A 21,488-nucleotide genomic window follows, 5' to 3' on the forward strand; every position below is an offset into this window, starting at 1 on the left:
TCAAGGCGTTGCATAGGTCGGGTCTCAGTCCAGGGCATAGCGAGTCTCCTCTTCTATGCCAGTTATAACTGTTACCCATGTATCCGGTCTAAAGTGTTACCCATGTTTCCGGTTCATACCGTAGCGCCACCGGGCAAACACCGCACCTTATCGCCCCCGTAGGCCCGGTAAGCGCAGCGCCACCGGGCAAACACCGCACCTTATCGCCCCCGTAGGCCCGGTAAGCGTTAGCGCCACCGGGCAAACACCGCACCACACCCGTAGGCCCGGTAAGCGCTAGCGCCACCGGGCAAAGCCCCTACTCCGGCAACAGCCCCACAAAACTGCGTTTCTTGCGCGGCTCTGACATCAATTCCTCAAGCTTATCCACGCACGCCAGATAGTGCGGGGTTTGCTTATGCGCCAGCACCGCTTCTTCGTCTTTATAGGCCTCGTAGATAAAGAACCGGGTTTTCACCCTGGGATCCTGTAATACGTCAAAGCGCAGGTTTCCCGGCTCCTTGATCGCCCCCTCGTGGTTGGCGCGAAACACCTCCAGAAACTCGTCCACCCGCTCGGGCTTGATGTTGATTTCCACTAACGTCACGTTCATTTTGCTTCTCCCTGTTTCTCTTCCTGCCAGAACTGGAAAGCATCGCGGGCATTCCAGTTCTCGTGAACCACTTTTTTCACCGCCTTCAGCATGGCGAGCGGCGCGCTGGACTGGAAGATGTTGCGCCCCATGTCCACGCCGGATGCGCCCTGGTCAATCGCGCGCCAGCACATCTCCAGCGCCTCGTGCTCCGGCAGCTTCTTGCCCCCGGCGATGACGATCGGCACCGGGCAGCTGGCGGTGACTTTTTCAAAGCCTTCATCCACGTAGTAGGTTTTAACGAACTGCGCCCCCATTTCGGCGGCGATGCGGCTGGCAAGCGAGAAATACCGCGCGTCGCGCGCCATCTCTTTCCCCACCCCCGTCACCGCCAGCGTCGGCATGCCGTAGCACGCGCCCGCGTCCACCAGCTTGATGATGTTGTTGATCGACTGATGCTCGAACTCGCTGCCAATGTAGACCTGCGCCGCGACCGCGCAGACGTTCAGGCGCAGGGCATCCTCCATCGCCACCGCCACGCACTCGTTGGACAATTCGCCCAGAATCGAGTTACCGCCGGAGGCGCGCAGCACGACCGGTTTGTTGGTGGCCGCAGGCACGGTGCTGCGCAGGATGCCGCGGGTGCACATCAGCACGTCGGTTTCGCCAAACAGCGGGGCGATGGAGAGATCGATACGCTCAAGCCCGGTGGTCGGCCCCTGGAAATAGCCGTGATCAAAGGCCAGCATCACCGTGCGATTGCTCTGCGGGTTGAAGATGCGCGAAAGCCTGGACTGCATGCCCCAGTCCAGCGAGCCGCAGCCCTTCAGCGTAAACGGCACGTTCACCTGCGGCGTGCCGATGCCAAAATCCTTCCCGTCTTTGATGTCGTCTAAATCAGCCATTTGCTCCCCCGTCAGAAATCGTATTTGTTGATGTTCTCTTTGGTGAACACCACGCGCTCCGGCAGCAGCACGATGCCGTTGCCCTTCGCCTCATACTGGTAGCCCTGCACGCTGTTTGGCTCGACCTTCAGCGCGCCGAGATCTTTCACCTCTACGCTGTCGCCAACGTTAAGATCGCCTTTTTTCAGTAAACGATCGGCGACATTGACCGCAATTTTGCCCTGTTGCACCACATCCCACAGGCCAAAGGCCTTCACCGTGCCGCGCTCAACGTACGGGCGCATTACGTTTGGCGTGCTGAACCCGACAATCGCCACCCCTTCCCGCTTCAGGTTTTCCGCCGCCTGCGCCGCCGCCGGCAGCGCATTGGCGTCCGGGGCAACGATCGCATCCAGATCCGGATACGCTTTTAAGATCCCCTCGGCGGTCTGCAGGGATTTAGTGGCGTCGTTATAGCCAAACTGGGTGGTGACGATCTGCCACTGGGGATGATCTTTCTCGATTTTGGCCTTCGCCTCGTTTACCCACTGGTTCTGATCGGTGACCGTCGGGCTGGAGTAGAAGAACGCCACTTTGGCATTCGGTTTGGTGACCTGCTTGCCCGCCATCTCCACCAGCAGGCCGCCGAGCTGTTCCGGCGTGCCCTGGTTGATGTAGATGCTGCGGCACTCCGGTTTGGTGTCGGAGTCCCAGGTCAGGACCTTAACGCCGCGCTGCATCGCGCGCTTGAGTGCCGGGCATAATCCGTCCGGCGACACGGCGGAGACGATAATCGCGTTATAGCCCTGGTTGACGAAGTTGTTGATCAGCTGCACCTGGCCGGAAACGCTCGGCTCTGTTGGACCGTCGTAGGTGACGTCCACGCCAAGATCTTTCCCCGCCTCTTTCGCGCCGTTGCCGCCGCTGGTGAAGAAGCCGACGCCCACCAGTTTCGGGATAAAGGCAATGCGGTCCGCCGCCTGCGCCGAGGCGAAGCTGAGGGCCATTGCCAGGACGAGCAGTTTTGTTTTCATCTTACGCTCCGGATAGTTTTTTAAAGAGAGAACGCACCCATTCGCGGTGCAGACTCAGCGAACGTCCCATCACCACCACAACCAGTAGCGCCCCTGACAGCGCGCTCGACACCTGGTTGGGGATGCCGACCATCTGTAAACCCTGTTGCAGGTAGCCCACCAGCAGCGCCGCCAGCGCCGTCCCCACAACCGAACCTGACCCGCCGTAGATATTGGCTCCGCCGAGCACGGCGGCGGTGAGCGCGGGCATGAGTAAATCGCGCCCCAGATCCGAACGCGCGGAGCCGAAATAGGAGACCATCACCAGCGCGGCAATCGCCGAAGCCACGCCCACCAGACCGTACAGCGCGTAGGGCATATCATTCACCGACAGCGCCGCATAGCGCGCCGCGCGAGGGTTTTGCCCAATCAAAAACAGATGACGACCAAAGCGCCCGCGGTGGGTAATGAGCCAGAAGAAGACGGTAATCACCGCGAACAGCACCAATGGGATCGGCAAGCCCAACACCGTGAGGTTAGCGAAGGCGGTAAAGCTGTCCGGGAAGCCGCCGATGCCCTCATAGCCCGTCGCCCCCGCCATGCCGGAAAGCAGCAGCGCCCCGCCGCCGTAGAGGTAGAGCGTGCCGAGGGTGATAACCAGCGGGCTGATGCCGGTATAGTGAATAAGCGCGGCATTAAATAATCCGCACAGCAGGCCGAGCAGCAGCGTCAGCGGAATGGCCACCGCCATCGGCCATCCGGCCTGCATCATCACCCCCAGCGCGATGGCGCACAGGCCGATGGTCGAGCCAAGGGAGATGTCGATCCCGCCGCTGATGATGACCAGCGTCAGCGGCAGCGCCACGATGCCGATGCAGATAAAGTCGCTGGTGCTGAACAGCAGCATGTTGACGTCAAGCATGCGCGGATTGACGGCGCCAAAGAGCAGGATCTCCAGCACCAGTAAAATGAGCAGCGCGCTTTCCCAGCTAAGCTTCATTTACGCCACCTCTTTTTTGCGTTTGGGAAACGGGGTGACGTGCTTTCCCCCTCTGTGACCCGGCTGGAAGCGACCGTACTTCAGCGCCCGCTGGTGGCGCGCCAGCGCCTGACGCAGCCGCCCGTCGAGCACCAGCACGCCCAGCAGCACCAGGCCAGCGATAAAATCATTCCACCAGGCAGGAAGCCTGAACAGCACCAGCACGGTGTCGATTTGGGTGAGGAAGAACGCGCCGAGCAGCGCGCCAACCAGCGTGCCCGTGCCGCCCAGCAGCGAAATCCCCCCGAGCACGCAGGCGGCGATGGCCTTCATCTCCAGCCCGCTGCCGGTCTGGTTGGGGACAAAGCCAATCTGTGCGGCAAAGACAATCCCGGCGCAGGCCGCCAGCATGCCGTTCAGGGTAAAGGCGAGCATTCGCGTACGGTTCACCGCCACGCCCAGCTGGCGCGCGGCGGCGAGGTTATCCCCAACGGCGTAGAAATCACGGCCGAATGCGGTGCGCGACAGCGTCCACGCGCCTGCGGCCGCGATAATCAACACCACCACACCGAGCGGCGAAATGCCGATGGCAAGCGGTTCGGAGAGAGATTTCAGCCCCGGCGGCAGCCCTTCAATCCACTTCCCGCCGGTCCAGAGCAGCATCGCCCCGCGATACAGCCCCAGCGTGCCGAGGGTAGCGACAATCGCCGGAATGCGCAGCCCCACCACCAGGAACCCGTTGAACGCCCCGGCTAAAGCGCCAATAGACAGCGCAAAGAGAATGGAAACGGGCAGGCTGTAGCCGCCGTTGAGCGCCACGCCGACGGCGATGGCCGACAGCCCAACGGTCGAGCCGACCGACACGTCAATATTGCGGGTCAGCATCACCAGCGCGGCACCGATGGCCAGCAGGATCAGGATCTGCGAGCTGGCGAAGATCATCCCCAGCGTTTGCAGGCTGAAGTAAGACGGGTTCAGCGCCACCAGCACGGCGAACAGCGCCAGAATGGCGAGAAACGCGCTCAGCTCGCGGTTTTTCAGTAAGGTCTTCATGCTTGCCCTCCGAACGCCAGCGCCATCATCCTGTCGAGGCTGACGGCGTGGCGCGGCAGTTCGCCGCTCAGTACGCCCTGATGCATCACCAGCACGCGGTCCGCAAGGCCCGGAAACTCGTCGAGATCGCTTGAGATCATCAGCACCGCCACGTTCTGCGCCGCCACGCTTTTTATCAGCTGGTAGATGTCGGCGCGCGCCGAGACGTCCACGCCGCGCGTCGGTTCATCGACAATGAGTAATAGCGGATTGGCCTCCAGACAGCGCGCCAGCAGCACCTTCTGCTGGTTGCCGCCCGAAAGCGTGCGCACGGTTTGATCCGCATGGTTGAGCTTGATCCCGAGCGCCCGGTGATAGCGCTCCACCACCGCAGACTCCCGCTTGCGCTGCTGCCAGAGGGACGGCTCGTTCAGCGCCACCGTGTTCCAGCGGATCGGCGCGTCGAGGAACAGGCCGGACACCTGCCTGTCTTCCGGCAGGTAAACCAGGCCTTTTTCCAGCCGAGAACTGACCGGATCGCCGGTGATATCCTGATTCTCCAGCCAGACGCGACCTCCGCGCACCGGACGCAGGCCGTAAAGGGTTTCGGCAAACTCGGTGCGCCCGGATCCCACCAGCCCGGCCAGGCCGACGATCTCTCCCGCGTGGATCTCAAGACTCAGATCGATAAACCCCTCACCGGTGAGATCCTCCACGCGCAGCACCGGGAAATCCTGAGGCTGGGTACGCCGGTTGCCCGGCAGCGACAGCCACAGCTTTTGCGTCTCGCTCAGGGATTTCTCCCGGCTCACCGGCGTCATGGCGGCGATCAGGGCGCTATCGTCAAACTGCGCGGTTTCACCGCTCAGCACCACCGCGCCGTCGCGCATCACCGAGACGTGGCTCGAAAGCTGGCGAATTTCCGGCAGCTTGTGCGAGATAAACACGATCCCGACGCCGAGCGCCTGCAGCGCGCGGATCTGGCGGAACAGGCGTTCGGTTTCGCCCGGCGTGAGGGAGGCGGTAGGTTCGTCGAGGATCAGGATCCTGGCGTTGCGCATTAGCCCGCGCAGGATCTCCACCATCTGCTGATCCGCCACCTCCAGCGTGCTGGCGGCGGCGTCGAGGTTAAGCTGGCACTGCAGCTGCTCAAGTTTTTCCGCCAGCCGCTTTTCCCGATCGCGCTCGCGCGGCAGGCGAAAAAGAATGTTTTCCCGCACCGTCAGGTTGGGGAACAGCAGCGGCTCCTGCGGCACGAGGTAAATGCCGAGCCTGTGCGCCTGCACGGGCGTAAACCGCGCATATGACCGCCCCTCGACAGAAAGTTCACCGCCGTCCGGCGTCTCGACCCCGGCGATGATCTTCATCAGCGTCGATTTTCCCGCGCCGTTCCCGCCCATCAGCGCGTGCACCTGGCCCGCAAGCAGCGTGAAATCAATGCCTTTCAGAACCGGCACGCCGGAGAACTGCTTGCTGATTTGCCGTGCGTCGAGAAGTGGTGTCATCATCGCTCCGCTATTGAACAAATGATTTTTAGATTTAATAATGTTCAAAAGCGTAGACGGTGAACTATATTTACAACCGTGCAGGGATCACAGTTTTATCGATTAAGATGCAGATAAAACAGAAACCACCATAAAGATCCGTTTTGTCGCGTGGCTCACACTTTCCCTTCGCGCCATCACGAACATATGATCTAAATTTTTATAAGAGTTCAACTATGAGCGATAAACGCACTGCGGAAGAAGGACGGTTTGCCGGGCTGGCGCTGGCGGAAGAGGAGCTGGTGGCGCGCGTGGCCTGGTGCTACTACCACGACGGGCTGACCCAGAACGATATCGGCGAACGGCTCGGGCTGCCGCGCCTGAAGATCTCCCGCCTGCTGGAGAAGGGCCGCCAGTCCGGGGTGATCCGCGTGCAGATCAACTCCCGCTACGAGGGCTGCCTGGCGCTGGAGACCGAGCTACAGCAGCGCTTCGGCCTGAAGCTGGTGCGCGTCATGCCCGCGTTAAATACGCCGCCGATGAACGTGCGGCTCGGCATTGGCGCGGCGCAGTCGCTGATGGGCGTGCTGGAGCCCGGCCAGCTGCTGGCGGTGGGCTTTGGTGAAACCACCATGAGCAGCCTGCAGCACCTGAGCGGCTTTATCAGCTCGCAGCAGATCCGCCTGGTAACGCTTTCCGGCGGCGTCGGGCCGTATATGACCGGTATCGGCCAGCTGGACGCAGCCTGTAGCGTGAGCATGATCCCCGCCCCGCTGCGCGTGTCATCCGCCTCCGTTGCCGGGATCTTAAAGCGCGAAACCAGCGTGCGGGACGTGATCCTCGCCGCCACCGCCGCAGACGTGGCGGTGGTTGGGATTGGTTCGGTGAACCAGCGCCGCGACGCCACGATACTGCGCTCCGGCTACATCAGCGAAGGTGAACAGCTGATGTACGCCCGCAAAGGCGCGGTCGGCGACATTCTCGGCTATTTCCTCAACGCCGAAGGCGAATGCGTCGAGGAGCTGGAGATCCACAAAGAATTACTCGGCGTCACGCTTGATGAGCTGGCGCAGCTGCCCACCATCGTTGGCGTGGCCGGCGGGGAAGAGAAAGCCGATGCGATTTATGCCGCACTGAAGGGTCGCCGTATCAATGGCCTGGTGACGGAGGAGACGACAGCCCGCGCGGTGCTGGCTCTGGCCACATAAGAGCCCGCCCTGCGCTAACAGCGAGGCAAGCTCATGAGTTACCTTTTAGCGTTAGATGCAGGGACCGGCAGCGTTCGCGCCGTGATTTTCGATTTGCAGGGCAACCAGATTGCCGTCGGCCAGGCCGAGTGGAAGCACCTGAGCGTGGAGAACGTGCCGGGATCGATGGAGTTCGACCTCGACACCAACTGGCGGCTGGCCTGCCAGTGTATCCATCAGGCGCTGGCGCGCGCGCAGCTCGGCGCGGCGGATATTCAGTCCGTCGCCTGCTGCTCCATGCGCGAAGGGATCGTGCTGTATGACCGCAACGGCGAGGCCATCTGGGCCTGCGCCAACGTCGACGCCCGCGCCAGCCGCGAGGTGGCCGAACTCAAAGAGATCCACGACAACCGTTTTGAATCCGAAGTCTATGACGTCTCCGGGCAAACTCTGGCGCTGAGCGCCATGCCGCGCCTGCTGTGGCTGGCGCACCATCGCCCGGACATCTACCGCAACGCCGCCACCATCACCATGATCGGCGACTGGCTGGCGGCGAAGCTCTCCGGCGAGCTGGCGGTTGACCCGTCGAACGCGGGCACCACCGGCATGCTGGACCTCTTCACCCGCGACTGGCGTCCGGCGCTGCTCGACATGGCCGGGCTGCGCGCCGATATCCTCTCCCCGGTAAAAGAGACCGGTACCCTGCTGGGTGCCGTTACCCGTGAAGCCGCACAGCAGAGCGGCCTGCGCGAGGGTACGCCGGTGGTGATGGGCGGCGGCGACGTGCAGCTGGGCTGTCTGGGGCTGGGCGTGGTCCGCGCCGGGCAGACGGCGGTGCTGGGCGGCACCTTCTGGCAGCAGGTGGTGAACCTCCCGCAGGTACGCACCGACCCGGACATGAACATCCGCATCAACCCGCACGTGATCCCCGGCATGGCGCAGGCGGAGTCGATCAGCTTCTTCACCGGTCTGACCATGCGCTGGTTCCGCGACGCCTTCTGCGCGGAGGAAAAGCTGATTGCCGAGCGGATGGGGGTGGACACCTACTCCCTGCTGGAAGAGATGGCGAGCCGCGTGCCGGCGGGCTCCCACGGGGTGATGCCGATCTTCTCCGACGCGATGCATTTTAAGCAGTGGTACCACGCCGCGCCGTCGTTTATTAATCTCTCCATCGACCCGGAAAAATGCAACAAAGCGACGCTGTTCCGCGCCCTGGAGGAGAACGCGGCGATCGTCTCGGCCTGCAACCTGGCGCAGATTTCGCGCTTCTCAGGCGTGACGTTTGACAGCCTGGTGTTTGCGGGGGGAGGCTCGAAAGGGGCGCTGTGGAGCCAGATTTTAAGCGACGTCACCGGCCTGCCGGTGCGCGTGCCGGAGGTGAAAGAGGCGACGGCGCTCGGCTGCGCCATTGCCGCCGGCACCGGCGCGGGGCTGTTTGCCGATATGGCCTCGACGGGCGAGCGGCTGGTGAAGTGGAGCCGGGAATTTATGCCGAATCCGGCGCACCGCGAGCTGTACGACGGCATGATGCAGAAATGGCAGGCGGTGTATGCGGACCAGCTCGGGCTGGTGGACAGCGGGCTGACGACGTCGATGTGGCAGGCACCGGGGTTGGTTCGGGCAGCGGTGCCGTAAATAACGCCGGATGGCGCTGCGCTTATCCGGCCTACGGTTTGTAGGTCGGGTAAGCGCAGCGCCACCGGGGAAGTTCTTTGAGATCTATCACAATCATTCGATCCCGCTTTTACCTTTCCGCTGCCGCTGGCTAAATTAGTAACTCATCCGACCACATAACAATAATTTTACACTGGAAGAGACTATGAGCCGCTACCCGTCGTTATTCGCCCCCCTCGATCTGGGGTTCACTACCCTTAAAAACCGCGTGCTGATGGGCTCGATGCACACCGGTCTGGAGGAGCATCCGGACGGGGCCGAGCGTCTGGCGGCTTTCTACGCCGAGCGCGCCCGCCACGGGGTGGCGCTGATCGTCACCGGCGGCGTCGCCCCTGCCCCTTCCGGCGTCGGCATGGAGGGCGGCGCGGTGCTGAACGATGCGTCACAGCTGCCGCACCACCGCATCGTGACCGACGCGGTACACCGCGAGGGCGGCAAAATCGCCCTGCAAATCCTGCATACCGGACGCTATAGCTATCAGCCGAACCTGGTCGCGCCGTCGCCTATTCAGGCGCCGATTAACCGCTTTACGCCGCACGCTCTCACCCACGACGAGATCCTCGCCCTGATTGACGACTTCGCCCGCTGTGCGGCGCTGGCGCGTGAAGCAGGTTATGACGGCGTGGAGGTGATGGGCTCAGAGGGTTATCTGATCAACGAATTCCTCGCCGCCCGCACCAACCAGCGCGACGACGAATGGGGCGGCGACTATGCCCGCCGGATGCGCTTTGCCGTGGAGGTGGTGCGCGCGGTGCGCGAACGTGCGGGCGCGGACTTTATTATCGTCTTCCGCCTGTCGATGCTCGACCTGGTGGAAGGCGGCGGAACGTTCGACGAAACCGTGCGGCTGGCGCAGGCAATTGAAGCCGCAGGTGCAAACATTATCAACACCGGCATCGGCTGGCACGAGGCGCGAATCCCGACCATCGCCACGCCGGTGCCGCGCGCGGCGTTCAGCTGGGTCACCCGCAGGCTGAAGGGAAAAGTCTCCGTTCCGCTGGTCACCACCAACCGCATTAACGACCCGCAGGTGGCGGACGATGTGATTTCACGCGGCGACGCCGATATGGTCTCAATGGCGCGCCCGTTCCTCGCCGATGCCGAACTGCTCTCCAAAGCGCAAAGCGGCCGCGCGGACGAGATCAACACCTGTATCGGCTGTAACCAGGCGTGTCTGGATCAGATCTTCGTCGGGAAAGTGACTTCCTGCCTCGTCAACCCGCGCGCCTGTCACGAAACCAAAATGCCGGTCGTTCCGGCGGTCAATAAAAAGCGCCTGGCCGTCGTGGGCGCGGGCCCGGCAGGCCTGGCGTTTGCGGTTAATGCAGCCGCACGCGGACACAGCGTGACGCTGTTTGATGCGCTGGCGGAGATTGGCGGGCAGTTTAATATCGCCAAACAGATCCCCGGCAAAGAGGAGTTCTATGAAACGCTGCGCTACTACCGCCGGATGATCGCGCTGACGGGGGTCGAGCTGCGGCTTAACCAGCTTGTCAGCGCGGCGGATCTGATCGGTTTCGATGAGACGATCCTGGCGAGCGGGATCGTACCGCGCACGCCTGCGATCGCCGGTATCGATCATCCAAAAGTGCTGAGCTATCTCGACGTGCTGCGTGACAAAACGCCGGTTGGCGAGAAGGTGGCGATTATCGGCTGCGGCGGAATTGGCTTTGATACCGCCATGTACTTAAGCCAGCCGGGCGAGGCCACCAGCCAGAACATTGCCGAGTTTTGCGTGGAATGGGGCATTGATACCAGCCTGAGCCAGTCCGGCGGCCTGCGTCCGGAAGGGCCGCAGCTGCCGAAAAGCCCGCGCCAGATCGTGATGCTGCAGCGCAAAGCCAGCAAGCCGGGTGAAGGGCTGGGCAAAACCACGGGCTGGATCCACCGCGCCACCCTGCTCTCGCGCGGGGTGAAGATGGTCCCGTCGGTGAGCTACGAGAAGATCGACGACGACGGTCTGCACGTTACGATCGGCGGCGAGCCGCAGCTGCTGCGCGTGGATCACGTGATCTTGTGTGCCGGGCAGGAGCCGAAGCGCGATCTGGCAGATCCGCTGCGCGAGGCCGGTAAAACCGTGCATTTGATTGGCGGGTGCGACGTGGCGATGGAGCTGGACGCGCGGCGCGCGATTGCGCAGGGGACGAAGTTAGCTCTGGTGATCTAAAACATTGTCCGGTGGCGCTGCGCTTACCGGGCCTACGGGTCCGAGGCCATTGTAGGCCCGGTAAACGAAGCGCCACCGGGCATTTGAAACCGTAGGCCATTGTAGGCCCGGTAAGCGAAGCGCCACCGGGCATCAGACCGCACACTACGTATCCCTGTGCAAACAAACAATCTTACCGGCGACGCCCCAGCTTCACCGACTTCAGCACCACAAACTTATTGTTCGTCGCAATGGTGACGCAGTTACCGAAAATCTTCTTCAGCTTGTGGAAATAGTCCAGGTGGCGGTTGGCCACGATGTACAGCTCGCCGTTGATTTTCAGGCAGCGGCGCGCGTGGTGGAACATCTCCCAGGCGACGTTATCCGTCAGGGCGTGCTTCTGGTGGAACGGCGGGTTGCAGAATATGGCGTTGAAGCGGAACGGCTCGACGCCGGAGAGCGCGTTATTGATCATAAACTCGCAGCGGTCCAGCGCGTCCGGCAGGTTGGTTTCCACGTTCAGACGGCTCGACGCCACCGCCATCGGCGATTCGTCGCTGAACACCACGCTGGCTTCCGGGTTCTTCGCCAGCAGCGTCAGGCCAATCACACCGTTGCCGCAGCCCAGGTCAACGATCTCACCTTCCAGATTTTCCGGCAGATGTTCCATAAAGAAGCGTGCGCCAATGTCCAGACCGGTGCGGGAGAAGACGTTCGCGTGGTTGTGGATGGTCCAGTCGGTGCCTTCCAGCGTCCAGCTCAGCGTCTCCGGCGCGTCGGCCAGCTCGGGCGCGCTGAAGGTGCAGTTGATCAGGCGCGCTTTTTTCCACGCCAGCGTCGTAGTCGTCGGGCCAAGCACCTTCTCGAACAGCTCCAGCGTTGAGGTGTGAATATCGCGCGCCTTGGCACCCGCGATAATGCGGGTTTCTGGCGTGACGACCTTACGCAGCGCGCGCAGCTGCTGTTCCAGCAGCGCCATGGTTTTTGGCACTTTGATCAGCACCACGCCCGGCGCCTGCGGGTACTCCGCGGTGCTGTCGAGAAACTTCACGCTGGATTCGTCAATATCGTTATGGCGCAGGTTTTCACGCGTCGCCAGCTCGCTCAGGTAGGAATCGCCGATGCTGTAAGGTTTGTGCTCCGCCAGGGCGCAGCCCAGGGCGCCAAACGCGTCATTCAGGATCAAAACCGGGCCGCGGATTTCAGTCTCATCCAACTGCTGCAGCAGATACTCATCCGCCGCTTCCCACGCCTGAAGCGGGTTAACGTCGTCCGTTTCCGGGAAACGTTTAAGGTTGAGTGAACGGAAACCGTTGTCTAAGTGGCTCATCGGCCCTCCTGAATGGTAAAATTTGGCGTATCCCTGAAAAGGGTGCGTGAGTATACCCGTTTTATTGTCGATTTGGGGCGTTGATGAACCAACTTACTTATCTCCAGGGCTACCCGGAGCATTTACTTTCTCAGGTTCGCAGCCTGATTGCCGAGCAGAAGCTGGGCGCGGTGCTGGAAAAACGCTACCCCGGCACGCACGATTTCACGACCGATAAAGCCCTCTGGCAGTATACGCAGGATCTGAAAAGCCGGTATCTGAAGAGCGCCCCGCCGATCAACAAGGTGATGTACGACAATAAAATCCACGTGCTGAAAAACGCGCTCGGCATGCACACGGCGATTTCCCGCGTGCAGGGCGGCAAGCTGAAGGCGAAGGCCGAAATCCGCGTTGCGACCGTTTTCCTTAACGCGCCGGAAGCCTTTCTGCGGATGATCGTGGTCCACGAGCTGGCGCACCTGAAAGAGAAAGAGCACGACAAAGCGTTCTATTCCCTGTGCTGCCACATGGAGCCGCAGTACCACCAGCTGGAGTTTGATACCCGGCTGTGGCTGACGCATTTATCGTTAAAGAGTAATGCGCAGTAGCGCACGCGAATTGTCATGATGACGTGCTACAGTGGCTAAAGGTTCCCCGCTACGGAGTACGTAAACGTTTATGATACGTTTCGCAGTCATTGGAACGAACTGGATCACGCGCCAGTTCGTCGACGCCGCCCACGAAACCGGCAAACTGAAACTTACCGCAGTCTATTCCCGCAGCCTTGAGCAGGCGCAGAGTTTTGCCAACGATTACCTCGTCGAGCATCTCTTCACCTCGCTGGATGAGATGGCGCAAAGCGACGCCATTGACGCGGTGTATATCGCCAGCCCGAACTCCCTGCACTTCCCGCAAACGAAGCTGTTCCTCAGCCATAAAAAGCATGTGATCTGCGAGAAGCCGCTGGCGTCGAATATCCAGGAAGTGGAAGCCGCCATCGCGCTCGCCCGCGAAAACCAGGTGGTGCTGTTCGAAGCGTTCAAGACCGCCAGCCTGCCGAACTTCCTGCTGCTGCAGCAGTCCCTGCCGAAGGTTGGCAAAGTGCGTAAAGCCTTTATCAACTACTGCCAGTACTCGTCGCGCTACCAGCGCTATCTCGACGGTGAGACCCCGAACACCTTTAACCCGGCCTTCTCTAACGGCTCGATTATGGATATCGGGTTCTATTGCCTGGCCTCTGCCGTGGCCCTGTGGGGTGAGCCGCACGGCGTGACGGCCACCGCCAGCCTGCTGGAAAGCGGGGTGGATGCCCACGGGCTCGCGGTGCTGGATTACGGCGATTTCAGCGTCACGCTGCAGCACTCCAAGGTGAGCGATTCCGTGCTGCCGAGCGAAATTCAGGGCGAAGCCGGGTCGCTGGTGATCGAGAAGATCTCCGAGTGTCAGAAGGTGAGCTTTGTGCCGCGCGGCGGCAAAGCTCAGGAGCTGACGCAGCCTCAGCATATCAACACTATGCTCTATGAGGCAGAGGTCTTCGCCCGCCTGGTGGAAGACAACGAAGTGAATCACCCCGGCCTCGCGGTGAGCCGCACCACGGCGAAGCTGCAGACGGAGATCCGCCGTCAGACCGGCGTGGTCTTCCCGGCGGACGGCGTGAGCACGGAAGCTATCGCGTAAAGCTGTGTAATGAAACGGCGCAGACCATTGACGAAACCAATGGCCTGACATATTTTGTTACCTGCAAAGGGGAGTAACTTCTTCGCCGGTGGATCGTCATTACGATGCGTGCGATACCGCATCCGGTCGCCGGGCAACCCTCGTGGTTGTAAGTGAGACCTTGCCGGAAGGCGAGGTCTATGCATAAAAAGCTAACGGCTATCGTCTTCTGACCATAGCCGTTTTTGTTTTTTTATGCGTAAGGAAAATAGTATGCATTCTGTCGGCACTCCCATGTTGTGGGGCGGATTCGCGGTTGTCGTGCTCATCATGCTGGCGATCGACCTCTTTTTGCAGGGGCGTCGCGGCGAGCACGGCATGACCATGAAGCAGGCCGCCGTCTGGTCTCTGGTATGGGTCACGCTCTCCCTGCTCTTCTGCGCGGCATTCTGGTGGTATCTGGCCTCGACCGAAGGCCGGGCGGTGGCCGATCCTCAGGCGCTCGCCTTCCTCACCGGCTATCTGATTGAAAAAGCCCTCGCCGTTGATAACGTCTTCGTCTGGCTGATGCTGTTCAGCTACTTTGCCGTGCCTGCGTCGCTGCAGCGCCGCGTGCTGGTGTATGGCGTACTGGGCGCAATTATCCTGCGTACCATTATGATCTTCGCCGGCAGCTGGCTGATTACCCAGTTCGAATGGCTGCTCTACGTCTTCGGCGCGTTCCTGCTGTTCACCGGGGTCAAAATGGCGCTGGCGAAAGAAGATGAAACCGGTATTGGCGAGAAGCCGCTGGTGAAGTGGATCCGCGGTCATCTGCGCATGACGGATAAGATTGAGAGCGAGCACTTCTTCGTGCGCAAGAACGGCCTGCTGTTTGCCACGCCGCTGCTGCTGGTGCTGATTCTGGTCGAGCTGAGCGACGTGATCTTCGCGGTAGACAGCATCCCGGCGATCTTCGCGGTGACCACCGATCCGTTCATCGTGCTGACCTCTAACCTGTTCGCGATCCTCGGCCTGCGTGCGATGTACTTCCTGCTGGCGGGCGCGGCGGAGCGCTTCTCGATGCTGAAGTACGGCCTGTCGGTGATCCTGGTGTTTATCGGTATCAAGATGCTGATCGTCGATTTCTACCATATCCCGATCGCTATCTCGCTCGGCGTGGTGTTTGGCATTCTGATCGTGACGCTGATTATCAATACCTGGGTTAACCGCCAGCACGATAAGAAGCAGCAGGTGTAGTGCGTTTTGCCCGGTGGCGCTGCGCTTACCGGGCCTACAACTTCATCCCGTAGGCCCGGTAAGCGCAGCGCCACCGGGCACCTACGTTAATCAATAGTTAAAAAACATGACGCAACACGTAAAATCCAGCATTTTACGCTTCCCTCCGCAGACACTTTCCCTATACTCGACCAGGCAAACATTTACTTACATCCGGACATAAATGTGACTAAGAGCACAGCCGGGATGGAACGCAATTTCACTTAAGGAACACTCATGACGATATCCTCATCGGGCCTGTTTGCGCGCCTGTCGCGCGGCAGCCTTGTTAAGCAAATACTGGTTGGGCTGGTGTTAGGCGTTGCGCTGGCACTGATCTCAAAACCTGCCGCCGAGGCCACTGGCCTGCTCGGCACACTGTTCGTCGGCGCGTTAAAAGCGGTCGCGCCGGTTCTGGTTTTGACCCTGGTGATGGCCTCAATCGCCAACCATCAGCAGGGGCAGAAAACCAATATTCGCCCGATTCTGTGGATGTATCTGCTGGGTACGTTCTCAGCCGCGCTGACGGCGGTTGTCGTGAGCTTTATCTTCCCGTCAACGCTGCAGTTAACCACCGGCGCAACCGACATTACCCCACCTGCGGGCATTGTTGAGGTGATGCACGGCCTGCTGATGAGCATTGTCGCCAACCCGATCCATGCGCTGATTAACGCCAACTACATCGGCATTCTGGTGTGGGCCGTCGGCCTGGGCTTCGCTCTGCGCCACAGCAACGACACGACCAAAAACCTGGTTAACGACCTTTCTCACGCCGTCACATTTATCGTGACCGTCGTCATCCGCTTTGCGCCGATAGGTATTTTTGGCCTTGTGGCATCTACGCTGGCAACCACCGGTTTCGGCGCGCTCTGGGGCTATGCGCAGCTGCTGCTGGTGCTGATTGGCTGTATGGCCGTCGTGGCTCTGGTGATTAACCCGCTGCTGGTGTTTCTGCAGACCCGTCGTAACCCGTACCCGCTGGTGCTGATGTGCCTGCGCGAAAGCGGCGTGACCGCCTTCTTCACCCGCAGCTCGGCGGCAAATATTCCGGTCAACATGTCCCTGTGTGAGAAGCTGAACCTGGACCGCGATACCTATTCCGTGTCGATCCCGCTGGGTGCGACCGTCAATATGGCGGGGGCGGCCATCACCATCACCGTGCTGACGCTTGCCGCGGTGCATACGCTGGGTATTCCGGTGGATCTGCCGACGGCGCTGCTGCTGAGCGTGGTGGCATCTCTTTGCGCGTGTGGCGCCTCCGGCGTGGCGGGCGGCTCGCTGCTGCTGATCCCGCTGGCGTGTAATATGTTCGGTATCCCGAACGAGATCGCCATGCAGGTGGTTGCGGTAGGCTTTATCATTGGCGTACTGCAGGACTCCTGCGAGACGGCGATTAACTCCTCCACCGACGTGATGTTCACCGCTGCGGTGTGCCAGGCGGAAGATGCGCGTTTAGCGAAGAACGCTCTGCGCGGATAAAAAGAAAAGCCCGGTGGCGGCTACGCCTGACCGGGCCTACAGGTTTAGTAGGTCGGGTAAGCGTAGCGCCACCCGACAAAGAACTTAAAGCGTCACACCACTCTTAAAGATCGCCAGCTCGCGGAAGTCGTTCTTCTCGTTGCAGGTCTGCCTGCCGCTGGCAAATTCCACGATAGCATCCACGAACTCCGTCAGCAGCTGCGGCATCGCCTTGCCGTGGATAAGCTGCCCGGCATCAAAGTCGATCCAGTGCTTTTTCTTCGCCGCCAGCTCGCTGTTGGTGGCGATTTTTACCGTCGGCACAAACCCGCCGTACGGCGTCCCGCGCCCTGTGCTGAACAGCACCATATGGCAGCCGGCTCCGGCCAGCGCGCTGGTGGCGACCGCATCGTTGCCCGGTGCGCTCAGCAGGTTCAGACCGTGGGTTTTCAGGCGCTCGCCGTAGCGCAGCACGTCAACCACCTGGCTCGCGCCCGCTTTCTGGGTACAGCCCAGGGATTTCTCTTCCAGCGTAGTGATCCCGCCCGCTTTGTTACCCGGCGACGGGTTCTCATAAATCGGCTGATTGTGGGCAATGAAGTACTGCTTGAAGTCGTTCACCATGGTAACGGTCTTCTCAAACGTCGCTTCGTCGCGGCAGTGGCTCATCAGAATACGTTCCGCGCCGAACATCTCCGGCACCTCGGTCAGCACCGTCGTGCCGCCGTTGGCAATCACGTAGTCCGAGAAGCGACCGAGCATCGGGTTAGCGGTAATGCCGGAGAGGCCATCGGACCCGCCGCACTCCAGCCCAAACTTCAGCTCGCTCAGCTTGCCCGGCTCGCGCCTGTCGTGGCGCATCACCTCGTACAACTGGTGCAGATGCTCCAGGCCCGCCTCCACTTCGTCATCCTGGTGCTGACACACCATAAAATGCACGCGCTCAGGGTCAAACTCGCCCAGCGTGTCGCGGAAGGCGTCTACCTGGTTGTTCTCGCAGCCCAGGCCAATCACCAGCACCGCGCCCGCGTTCGGGTGGCGCACCATGTTTTGCAGCATGGTGCGGGTGTTGATGTGGTCGTCGCCCAGCTGTGAACAGCCGTAGGTGTGGCTGAACAGATGCACCCCGTCAGTGCCCTCGGCACTATTGGTCTCTTTCAGGAAGCGCGTCTGGATTTGACGCGCAATCCCGTTGACGCAGCCGACGGTCGGGAGGATCCACAGCTCGTTGCGGATCCCCACCTCGCCGCTGGCGCGGCGGTAAACCTGCACCTCTCGATCCGCTGCCTGGCTCTCTTCCGCCGGTAAATCAGGTTGATAGCTATACTCGTCCAGATCGCTCAGGTTGGTGCGGGTATTGTGGGAATGGATATGTTCACCCGGCTCGATATCCGCCAGCGCATGCCCAATCGGAAGACCGTACTTAACGACGTTCTCCCCTTTGGCGACAGGCTTCACGGCAAACTTGTGTCCGCGAACGATCGCCTGACGCAGGGTGATGCTCTGGTTATCAACGGTCACCACGTCGCCTTCACCCAGATCCGTCAGCGCGACGGCGACGTTATCCAGCGAATGGATTTTGATGTATTGCATATCAACCTCAAACGGCCCTAGTTCAGTTCAATGGCGAAGTAGTCACGCGCATTGTTAAAGCAGATGTTTCTCACCATGTCGCCCAGCAGCTGGATATCCGCTGGCGCTTCGCCTGCGTGCACCCAGCGGCCAATCATCTGGCACAAAATGCGGCGGAAATATTCATGGCGGGTATAGGACAGGAAGCTGCGGCTGTCGGTCAGCATGCCGACAAAGCGGCTCAGCAGGCCCAGCTGCGCGAGCTGCGTCATCTGACGCTCCATGCCGTCTTTCTGGTCGTTAAACCACCAGCCGGAACCGAACTGCATTTTGCCCGGCATCCCTTCGCCCTGGAAGTTGCCGACCATGGTACCCAGCACTTCGTTATCGCGCGGGTTCAGGCAGTACAGGATGGTTTTTGGCAGCAGGTTTTGTTCGTTCTGTTTGCTCAGCAGTTTGGACAGCTCTTCCGCCAGCGGACGATCGTTGATGGAGTCGAAGCCCACGTCCGCGCCCAGCAGCTTAAACTGACGCTGGTTGTTATTGCGCAGCGCACCGATGTGGTACTGCTGCACCCAGCCGCGACGGGCGTATTCCGCACCGAGGAACACCAGCACCGCCGTTTTGAACTGCGCCACTTCGTGCTCGCTAAGCGATTCACCGGACAGGCGACGCGCCAGAATGCTGTCCAGCTCGGCCTCGTTTGATTCCGCGAACAGCACGACGTCCAGCGCGTGGTCAGAGACTTTACAGCCGTGCGCCGCGAAGTGATCCAGACGTTTGGTCAGCGCGGCTTGCAGATCGGCGAAACGACGGATGTCGGTATCGGACACTTCCGCCAGCTTCGCCATGTAGTCGTTAAACGTGGCCTGCTCAATGTTGAAGGCTTTGTCCGGGCGCCAGCTAGGCAGCACTTTGATATCAAAAGAGGTATCGCTGGCGATAACGGCATGATGCTCCAGAGAGTCAATCGGATCGTCGGTGGTGCCTACCATCTTCACGTTCATCTGCTTCATGATGCCGCGCGCGGAGAAGTCCTCCTGCGCCAGCAGCGCATTGCAGCGATCCCATATTTCATCGGCGGTCGTTGGGGAGAGCAGTTTACCGGTGATGCCGAACGGACGGCGCAGCTCAAGGTGCGTCCAGTGGTAGAGCGGGTTGCCGATGGTGTGCGGAACGGTCGCCGCCCAGGCGTCAAACTTCTCGCGGTCGGTTGCATCGCCGGTACACAGGCGCTCCGCGACGCCGTTGGTGCGCATGGCACGCCATTTATAGTGGTCACCCTTCAGCCAGATGTCATACAGGTTTTTGAAACGGTAATTTTCGGCAACCTGCTGCGGCGGCAAATGGCAGTGGTAGTCGAAAATCGGCTGGTCTTTGGCGTAGTCATGGTACAGGCGGCGAGCAAATTCGGTATCTAACAGAAAATCGTCGGTCATAAACGGCGTCATTATCGTCATCCTCGTTACGGGAGCGTCAGAAAGCGTATGTTCATATGCTGCAAAGTTATCACACCAATTCCCATCAACCGAAGCTTTTTTCGTGAGTGAGATCAATAAACGCCAACAAATAATTTCCCCTCACTTGAGCAAACCGTTCTGCATCCCGCGCCATTACTGGCTTTGTCCGCGACAATGAATGTCCCCACAAAGAATCATACATTTGTGATATCACTCACCTTTTAAAGTTGTATGACAAGTTATCTTTTCGCCGTCGCAAACTATAAGCCGACGGAATGCATTACCGGTGTTTGAGACATCGGGTTTAACGGTACGGATACCGACTTATGCACGCTTACTTATGGCAAGGTTCGGGCCGTTCCGGGACATGCTCTCGGCTACGCCCCTCCCGTTACACAACTGCTCCCGGAAACGGTCGAGAGGTTGCCGCGCCCAGGCGCGGACATAACATAACGATGAGGTTTTAGATGCGTAAAATTAAAGGGTTACGTTGGTATATGATCGCACTGGTGACGTTAGGCACCGTGCTGGGCTACCTGACGCGTAACACCATAGCGGCGGCTGCGCCTACGCTAATGGAAGAGCTGCACATTTCGACCCAGCAATATTCCTACATCATTGCGGCCTACTCCGCGGCCTATACCATCATGCAGCCGGTTGCTGGCTATGTTCTGGATATTTTAGGCACCAAAATCGGCTATGCCTTCTTCGCCGTGACCTGGGCTATTTTCTGTGGCGCCACGGCGCTGGCAGGCAGCTGGGGCGGGCTCGCGCTGGCGCGTGGTGCAGTTGGCGCCGCCGAAGCCGCGATGATCCCCGCAGGGCTGAAGGCCAGCTCCGAATGGTTCCCGGCAAAAGAGCGCTCCATTGCCGTCGGCTACTTCAACGTAGGCTCGTCGATTGGCGCGATGATTGCGCCGCCGCTGGTGGTGTGGGCTATCGTGATGCACAGCTGGCAGCTGGCGTTCATTATCTCAGGCGTGCTGAGCTTCGCGTGGGCCATGGCGTGGCTGATTTTCTACAAGCATCCGCGCGACCAGAAAAAACTTTCTGAAGAAGAGCGCGAATACATTATTGGCGGTCAGGAAGCGCAGCATCAGGTCAATAACGGCAAGAAAATGTCCGTCTGGCAGATCCTGGGAACCCGTCAGTTCTGGGGTATCGCCCTGCCGCGCTTCCTGGCTGAACCGGCCTGGGGTACCTTCAACGCGTGGATCCCCCTGTTCATGTTTAAGGTCTACGGCTTTAACCTGAAAGAGATCGCGATGTTCGCCTGGATGCCTATGCTGTTCGCGGACCTGGGCTGTATCGTCGGCGGCTACCTGCCACCGCTGTTCCAGCGCTGGTTTGGTGTGAACCTGATTGTTTCCCGTAAGATGGTGGTGACCATGGGCGCGCTGCTGATGATTGGTCCGGGGATGATCGGCCTGTTCACCAGCCCGTATGTGGCCATTGCCCTGCTGTGCATCGGTGGATTTGCGCACCAGTCCCTGTCCGGCGCGCTGATTACGCTCTCGTCTGACGTCTTTGGGCGTAACGAAGTGGCGACCGCTAACGGCCTGACCGGGATGGCGGCGTGGACCGCGAGCACGATGTTCGCCCTGGTGGTCGGCGCGCTGGCGGATACCATCGGCTTTAGCCCGCTGTTCGCCGTGCTGGCCATCTTCGACCTGCTGGGCGCGGTGGTGATCTGGACGGTGCTGAAAAACAAATCCGCCGAGGAGCTGCAAAAAGAGACGGTTGGCAGCCCCGCGACGCAGAGTTAGCGTTGCTGTGCCGGGTGGCGGCTTCGCCTTACCCGGCCTA

Annotated in this window: 17 protein-coding genes; 8 read left to right on the forward strand and 9 right to left on the reverse strand. The window is 60.5% G+C overall.

Going from position 1 to position 21,488, the window contains the following annotated elements:
* Positions 1-298: 298 nt before the first annotated feature.
* The 6 genes from lsrG to lsrA are packed head-to-tail and all read right to left on the reverse strand — an operon-like array spanning position 299 to position 5,984.
* Positions 299-592, reverse strand: coding sequence for a (4S)-4-hydroxy-5-phosphonooxypentane-2,3-dione isomerase (gene lsrG, locus ACMWKK_RS23740; protein ID WP_003862606.1), 294 nt, complete (start codon positions 590-592; stop codon positions 299-301).
* Entirely contained in the window at positions 589-1,476 is an 888-nt protein-coding gene (gene lsrF / locus ACMWKK_RS23745) for a 3-hydroxy-5-phosphonooxypentane-2,4-dione thiolase (RefSeq protein ID WP_112781004.1), read from the reverse strand. Before lsrF ends, lsrG begins: the two co-directional genes overlap by 4 nt.
* 11 nt (positions 1,477-1,487) lie before the next feature.
* Complete coding sequence (gene lsrB, locus ACMWKK_RS23750) at positions 1,488-2,489, reverse strand: autoinducer 2 ABC transporter substrate-binding protein LsrB (protein WP_112781005.1); 1,002 nt, start codon at positions 2,487-2,489, stop codon at positions 1,488-1,490.
* A 1-nt stretch (position 2,490) separates the two neighbouring features.
* A complete protein-coding gene (lsrD, locus tag ACMWKK_RS23755) occupies positions 2,491-3,468 on the reverse strand; it encodes an autoinducer 2 ABC transporter permease LsrD (protein WP_112781006.1) in 978 nt (325 codons plus the stop codon).
* Positions 3,469-4,500 (reverse strand): autoinducer 2 ABC transporter permease LsrC, encoded by a 1,032-nt coding sequence (gene lsrC, locus ACMWKK_RS23760; RefSeq protein ID WP_112781007.1) that lies wholly within the window; start codon positions 4,498-4,500, stop codon positions 3,469-3,471.
* A complete protein-coding gene (lsrA, locus tag ACMWKK_RS23765) occupies positions 4,497-5,984 on the reverse strand; it encodes an autoinducer 2 ABC transporter ATP-binding protein LsrA (RefSeq protein ID WP_161656553.1) in 1,488 nt (495 codons plus the stop codon). Before lsrA ends, lsrC begins: the two co-directional genes overlap by 4 nt.
* Positions 5,985-6,199: 215 nt before the next feature.
* Between lsrA and lsrR the strand changes: the two genes are divergently transcribed.
* The 3 genes from lsrR (at position 6,200) to ACMWKK_RS23780 (ending at position 10,991) form a co-directional block, all read left to right on the forward strand.
* Positions 6,200-7,171, forward strand: a complete 972-nt coding sequence (gene lsrR, locus ACMWKK_RS23770; protein WP_112781009.1) for a transcriptional regulator LsrR — start codon at positions 6,200-6,202, stop codon at positions 7,169-7,171.
* 33 nt (positions 7,172-7,204) lie between these two features.
* Positions 7,205-8,785, forward strand: coding sequence for an autoinducer-2 kinase (lsrK, locus tag ACMWKK_RS23775; protein ID WP_112781010.1), 1,581 nt, complete (start codon positions 7,205-7,207; stop codon positions 8,783-8,785).
* Between the two features lie 184 nt (positions 8,786-8,969).
* A complete protein-coding gene (locus ACMWKK_RS23780) occupies positions 8,970-10,991 on the forward strand; it encodes an NADPH-dependent 2,4-dienoyl-CoA reductase (RefSeq protein ID WP_112781011.1) in 2,022 nt (673 codons plus the stop codon).
* Between the two features lie 172 nt (positions 10,992-11,163).
* Here the strand turns inward: ACMWKK_RS23780 and rlmG are convergent, their stop codons facing one another.
* Positions 11,164-12,300 (reverse strand): 23S rRNA (guanine(1835)-N(2))-methyltransferase RlmG, encoded by a 1,137-nt coding sequence (gene rlmG / locus ACMWKK_RS23785; RefSeq protein ID WP_112781012.1) that lies wholly within the window; start codon positions 12,298-12,300, stop codon positions 11,164-11,166.
* 83 nt (positions 12,301-12,383) lie between these two features.
* On the opposite strand from rlmG, the gene ACMWKK_RS23790 reads away from it, so the two are divergent.
* The 4 genes from ACMWKK_RS23790 to sstT all read left to right on the forward strand — a co-directional run bounded on the left by ACMWKK_RS23790 (position 12,384) and on the right by sstT (position 16,671).
* Positions 12,384-12,887, forward strand: a complete 504-nt coding sequence (locus tag ACMWKK_RS23790) for a YgjP-like metallopeptidase domain-containing protein (RefSeq protein ID WP_406542945.1) — start codon at positions 12,384-12,386, stop codon at positions 12,885-12,887.
* A gap of 70 nt (positions 12,888-12,957) precedes the next feature.
* On the forward strand, positions 12,958-13,956 hold the full coding sequence (locus ACMWKK_RS23795) for a Gfo/Idh/MocA family protein (RefSeq protein WP_112781014.1): 999 nt from the start codon (positions 12,958-12,960) through the stop codon (positions 13,954-13,956).
* A gap of 252 nt (positions 13,957-14,208) precedes the next feature.
* Positions 14,209-15,174, forward strand: coding sequence for a TerC family protein (locus tag ACMWKK_RS23800; RefSeq protein ID WP_045330861.1), 966 nt, complete (start codon positions 14,209-14,211; stop codon positions 15,172-15,174).
* A gap of 255 nt (positions 15,175-15,429) precedes the next feature.
* The gene (sstT, locus tag ACMWKK_RS23805; protein ID WP_112781015.1) at positions 15,430-16,671 is read left to right on the forward strand and encodes a serine/threonine transporter SstT; all 1,242 of its coding nucleotides are present in this window, start codon (positions 15,430-15,432) and stop codon (positions 16,669-16,671) included.
* Positions 16,672-16,755: 84 nt separating this feature from the next.
* Here the strand turns inward: sstT and ACMWKK_RS23810 are convergent, their stop codons facing one another.
* Positions 16,756-18,243: a UxaA family hydrolase gene (locus tag ACMWKK_RS23810; protein WP_112781016.1), complete on the reverse strand. Its 1,488-nt coding sequence runs from the start codon at positions 18,241-18,243 to the stop codon at positions 16,756-16,758.
* A gap of 17 nt (positions 18,244-18,260) precedes the next feature.
* Positions 18,261-19,673 (reverse strand): glucuronate isomerase, encoded by a 1,413-nt coding sequence (gene uxaC / locus ACMWKK_RS23815; protein ID WP_112781017.1) that lies wholly within the window; start codon positions 19,671-19,673, stop codon positions 18,261-18,263.
* Between the two features lie 476 nt (positions 19,674-20,149).
* Here uxaC and ACMWKK_RS23820 point away from each other — a divergent pair, with 476 nt between their 5' ends.
* Entirely contained in the window at positions 20,150-21,448 is a 1,299-nt protein-coding gene (locus ACMWKK_RS23820) for an MFS transporter (RefSeq protein ID WP_045330851.1), read from the forward strand.
* Positions 21,449-21,488 lie beyond the last annotated feature (40 nt).

The sequence above is a fragment of the Enterobacter sp. 01-M-03-SI-ECC genome, assembly GCF_047530215.1.
Lineage (GTDB): Bacteria > Pseudomonadota > Gammaproteobacteria > Enterobacterales > Enterobacteriaceae > Enterobacter > Enterobacter chengduensis.

What these genes read in the sequence shown, in the direction of transcription:
- lsrB (WP_112781005.1), bottom strand. Translation starts at nt 2,489, where the DNA reads ATGAAAACAAAACTGCTCGTCCTGGCAATGGCCCTCAGCTTCGCCTCG.
- lsrR (WP_112781009.1), top strand. Translation starts at nt 6,200, where the DNA reads ATGAGCGATAAACGCACTGCGGAAGAAGGACGGTTTGCCGGGCTGGCG.
- ACMWKK_RS23790 (WP_406542945.1), top strand. Translation starts at nt 12,384, where the DNA reads ATGAACCAACTTACTTATCTCCAGGGCTACCCGGAGCATTTACTTTCT.
- ACMWKK_RS23810 (WP_112781016.1), bottom strand. Translation starts at nt 18,243, where the DNA reads ATGCAATACATCAAAATCCATTCGCTGGATAACGTCGCCGTCGCGCTG.
- lsrK (WP_112781010.1), top strand. Translation starts at nt 7,205, where the DNA reads ATGAGTTACCTTTTAGCGTTAGATGCAGGGACCGGCAGCGTTCGCGCC.
- sstT (WP_112781015.1), top strand. Translation starts at nt 15,430, where the DNA reads ATGACGATATCCTCATCGGGCCTGTTTGCGCGCCTGTCGCGCGGCAGC.
- lsrC (WP_112781007.1), bottom strand. Translation starts at nt 4,500, where the DNA reads ATGAAGACCTTACTGAAAAACCGCGAGCTGAGCGCGTTTCTCGCCATT.
- lsrD (WP_112781006.1), bottom strand. Translation starts at nt 3,468, where the DNA reads ATGAAGCTTAGCTGGGAAAGCGCGCTGCTCATTTTACTGGTGCTGGAG.
- ACMWKK_RS23820 (WP_045330851.1), top strand. Translation starts at nt 20,150, where the DNA reads ATGCGTAAAATTAAAGGGTTACGTTGGTATATGATCGCACTGGTGACG.
- ACMWKK_RS23800 (WP_045330861.1), top strand. Translation starts at nt 14,209, where the DNA reads ATGCATTCTGTCGGCACTCCCATGTTGTGGGGCGGATTCGCGGTTGTC.
- lsrF (WP_112781004.1), bottom strand. Translation starts at nt 1,476, where the DNA reads ATGGCTGATTTAGACGACATCAAAGACGGGAAGGATTTTGGCATCGGC.
- rlmG (WP_112781012.1), bottom strand. Translation starts at nt 12,300, where the DNA reads ATGAGCCACTTAGACAACGGTTTCCGTTCACTCAACCTTAAACGTTTC.
- lsrA (WP_161656553.1), bottom strand. Translation starts at nt 5,984, where the DNA reads ATGACACCACTTCTCGACGCACGGCAAATCAGCAAGCAGTTCTCCGGC.
- ACMWKK_RS23780 (WP_112781011.1), top strand. Translation starts at nt 8,970, where the DNA reads ATGAGCCGCTACCCGTCGTTATTCGCCCCCCTCGATCTGGGGTTCACT.
- ACMWKK_RS23795 (WP_112781014.1), top strand. Translation starts at nt 12,958, where the DNA reads ATGATACGTTTCGCAGTCATTGGAACGAACTGGATCACGCGCCAGTTC.
- uxaC (WP_112781017.1), bottom strand. Translation starts at nt 19,673, where the DNA reads ATGACGCCGTTTATGACCGACGATTTTCTGTTAGATACCGAATTTGCT.
- lsrG (WP_003862606.1), bottom strand. Translation starts at nt 592, where the DNA reads ATGAACGTGACGTTAGTGGAAATCAACATCAAGCCCGAGCGGGTGGAC.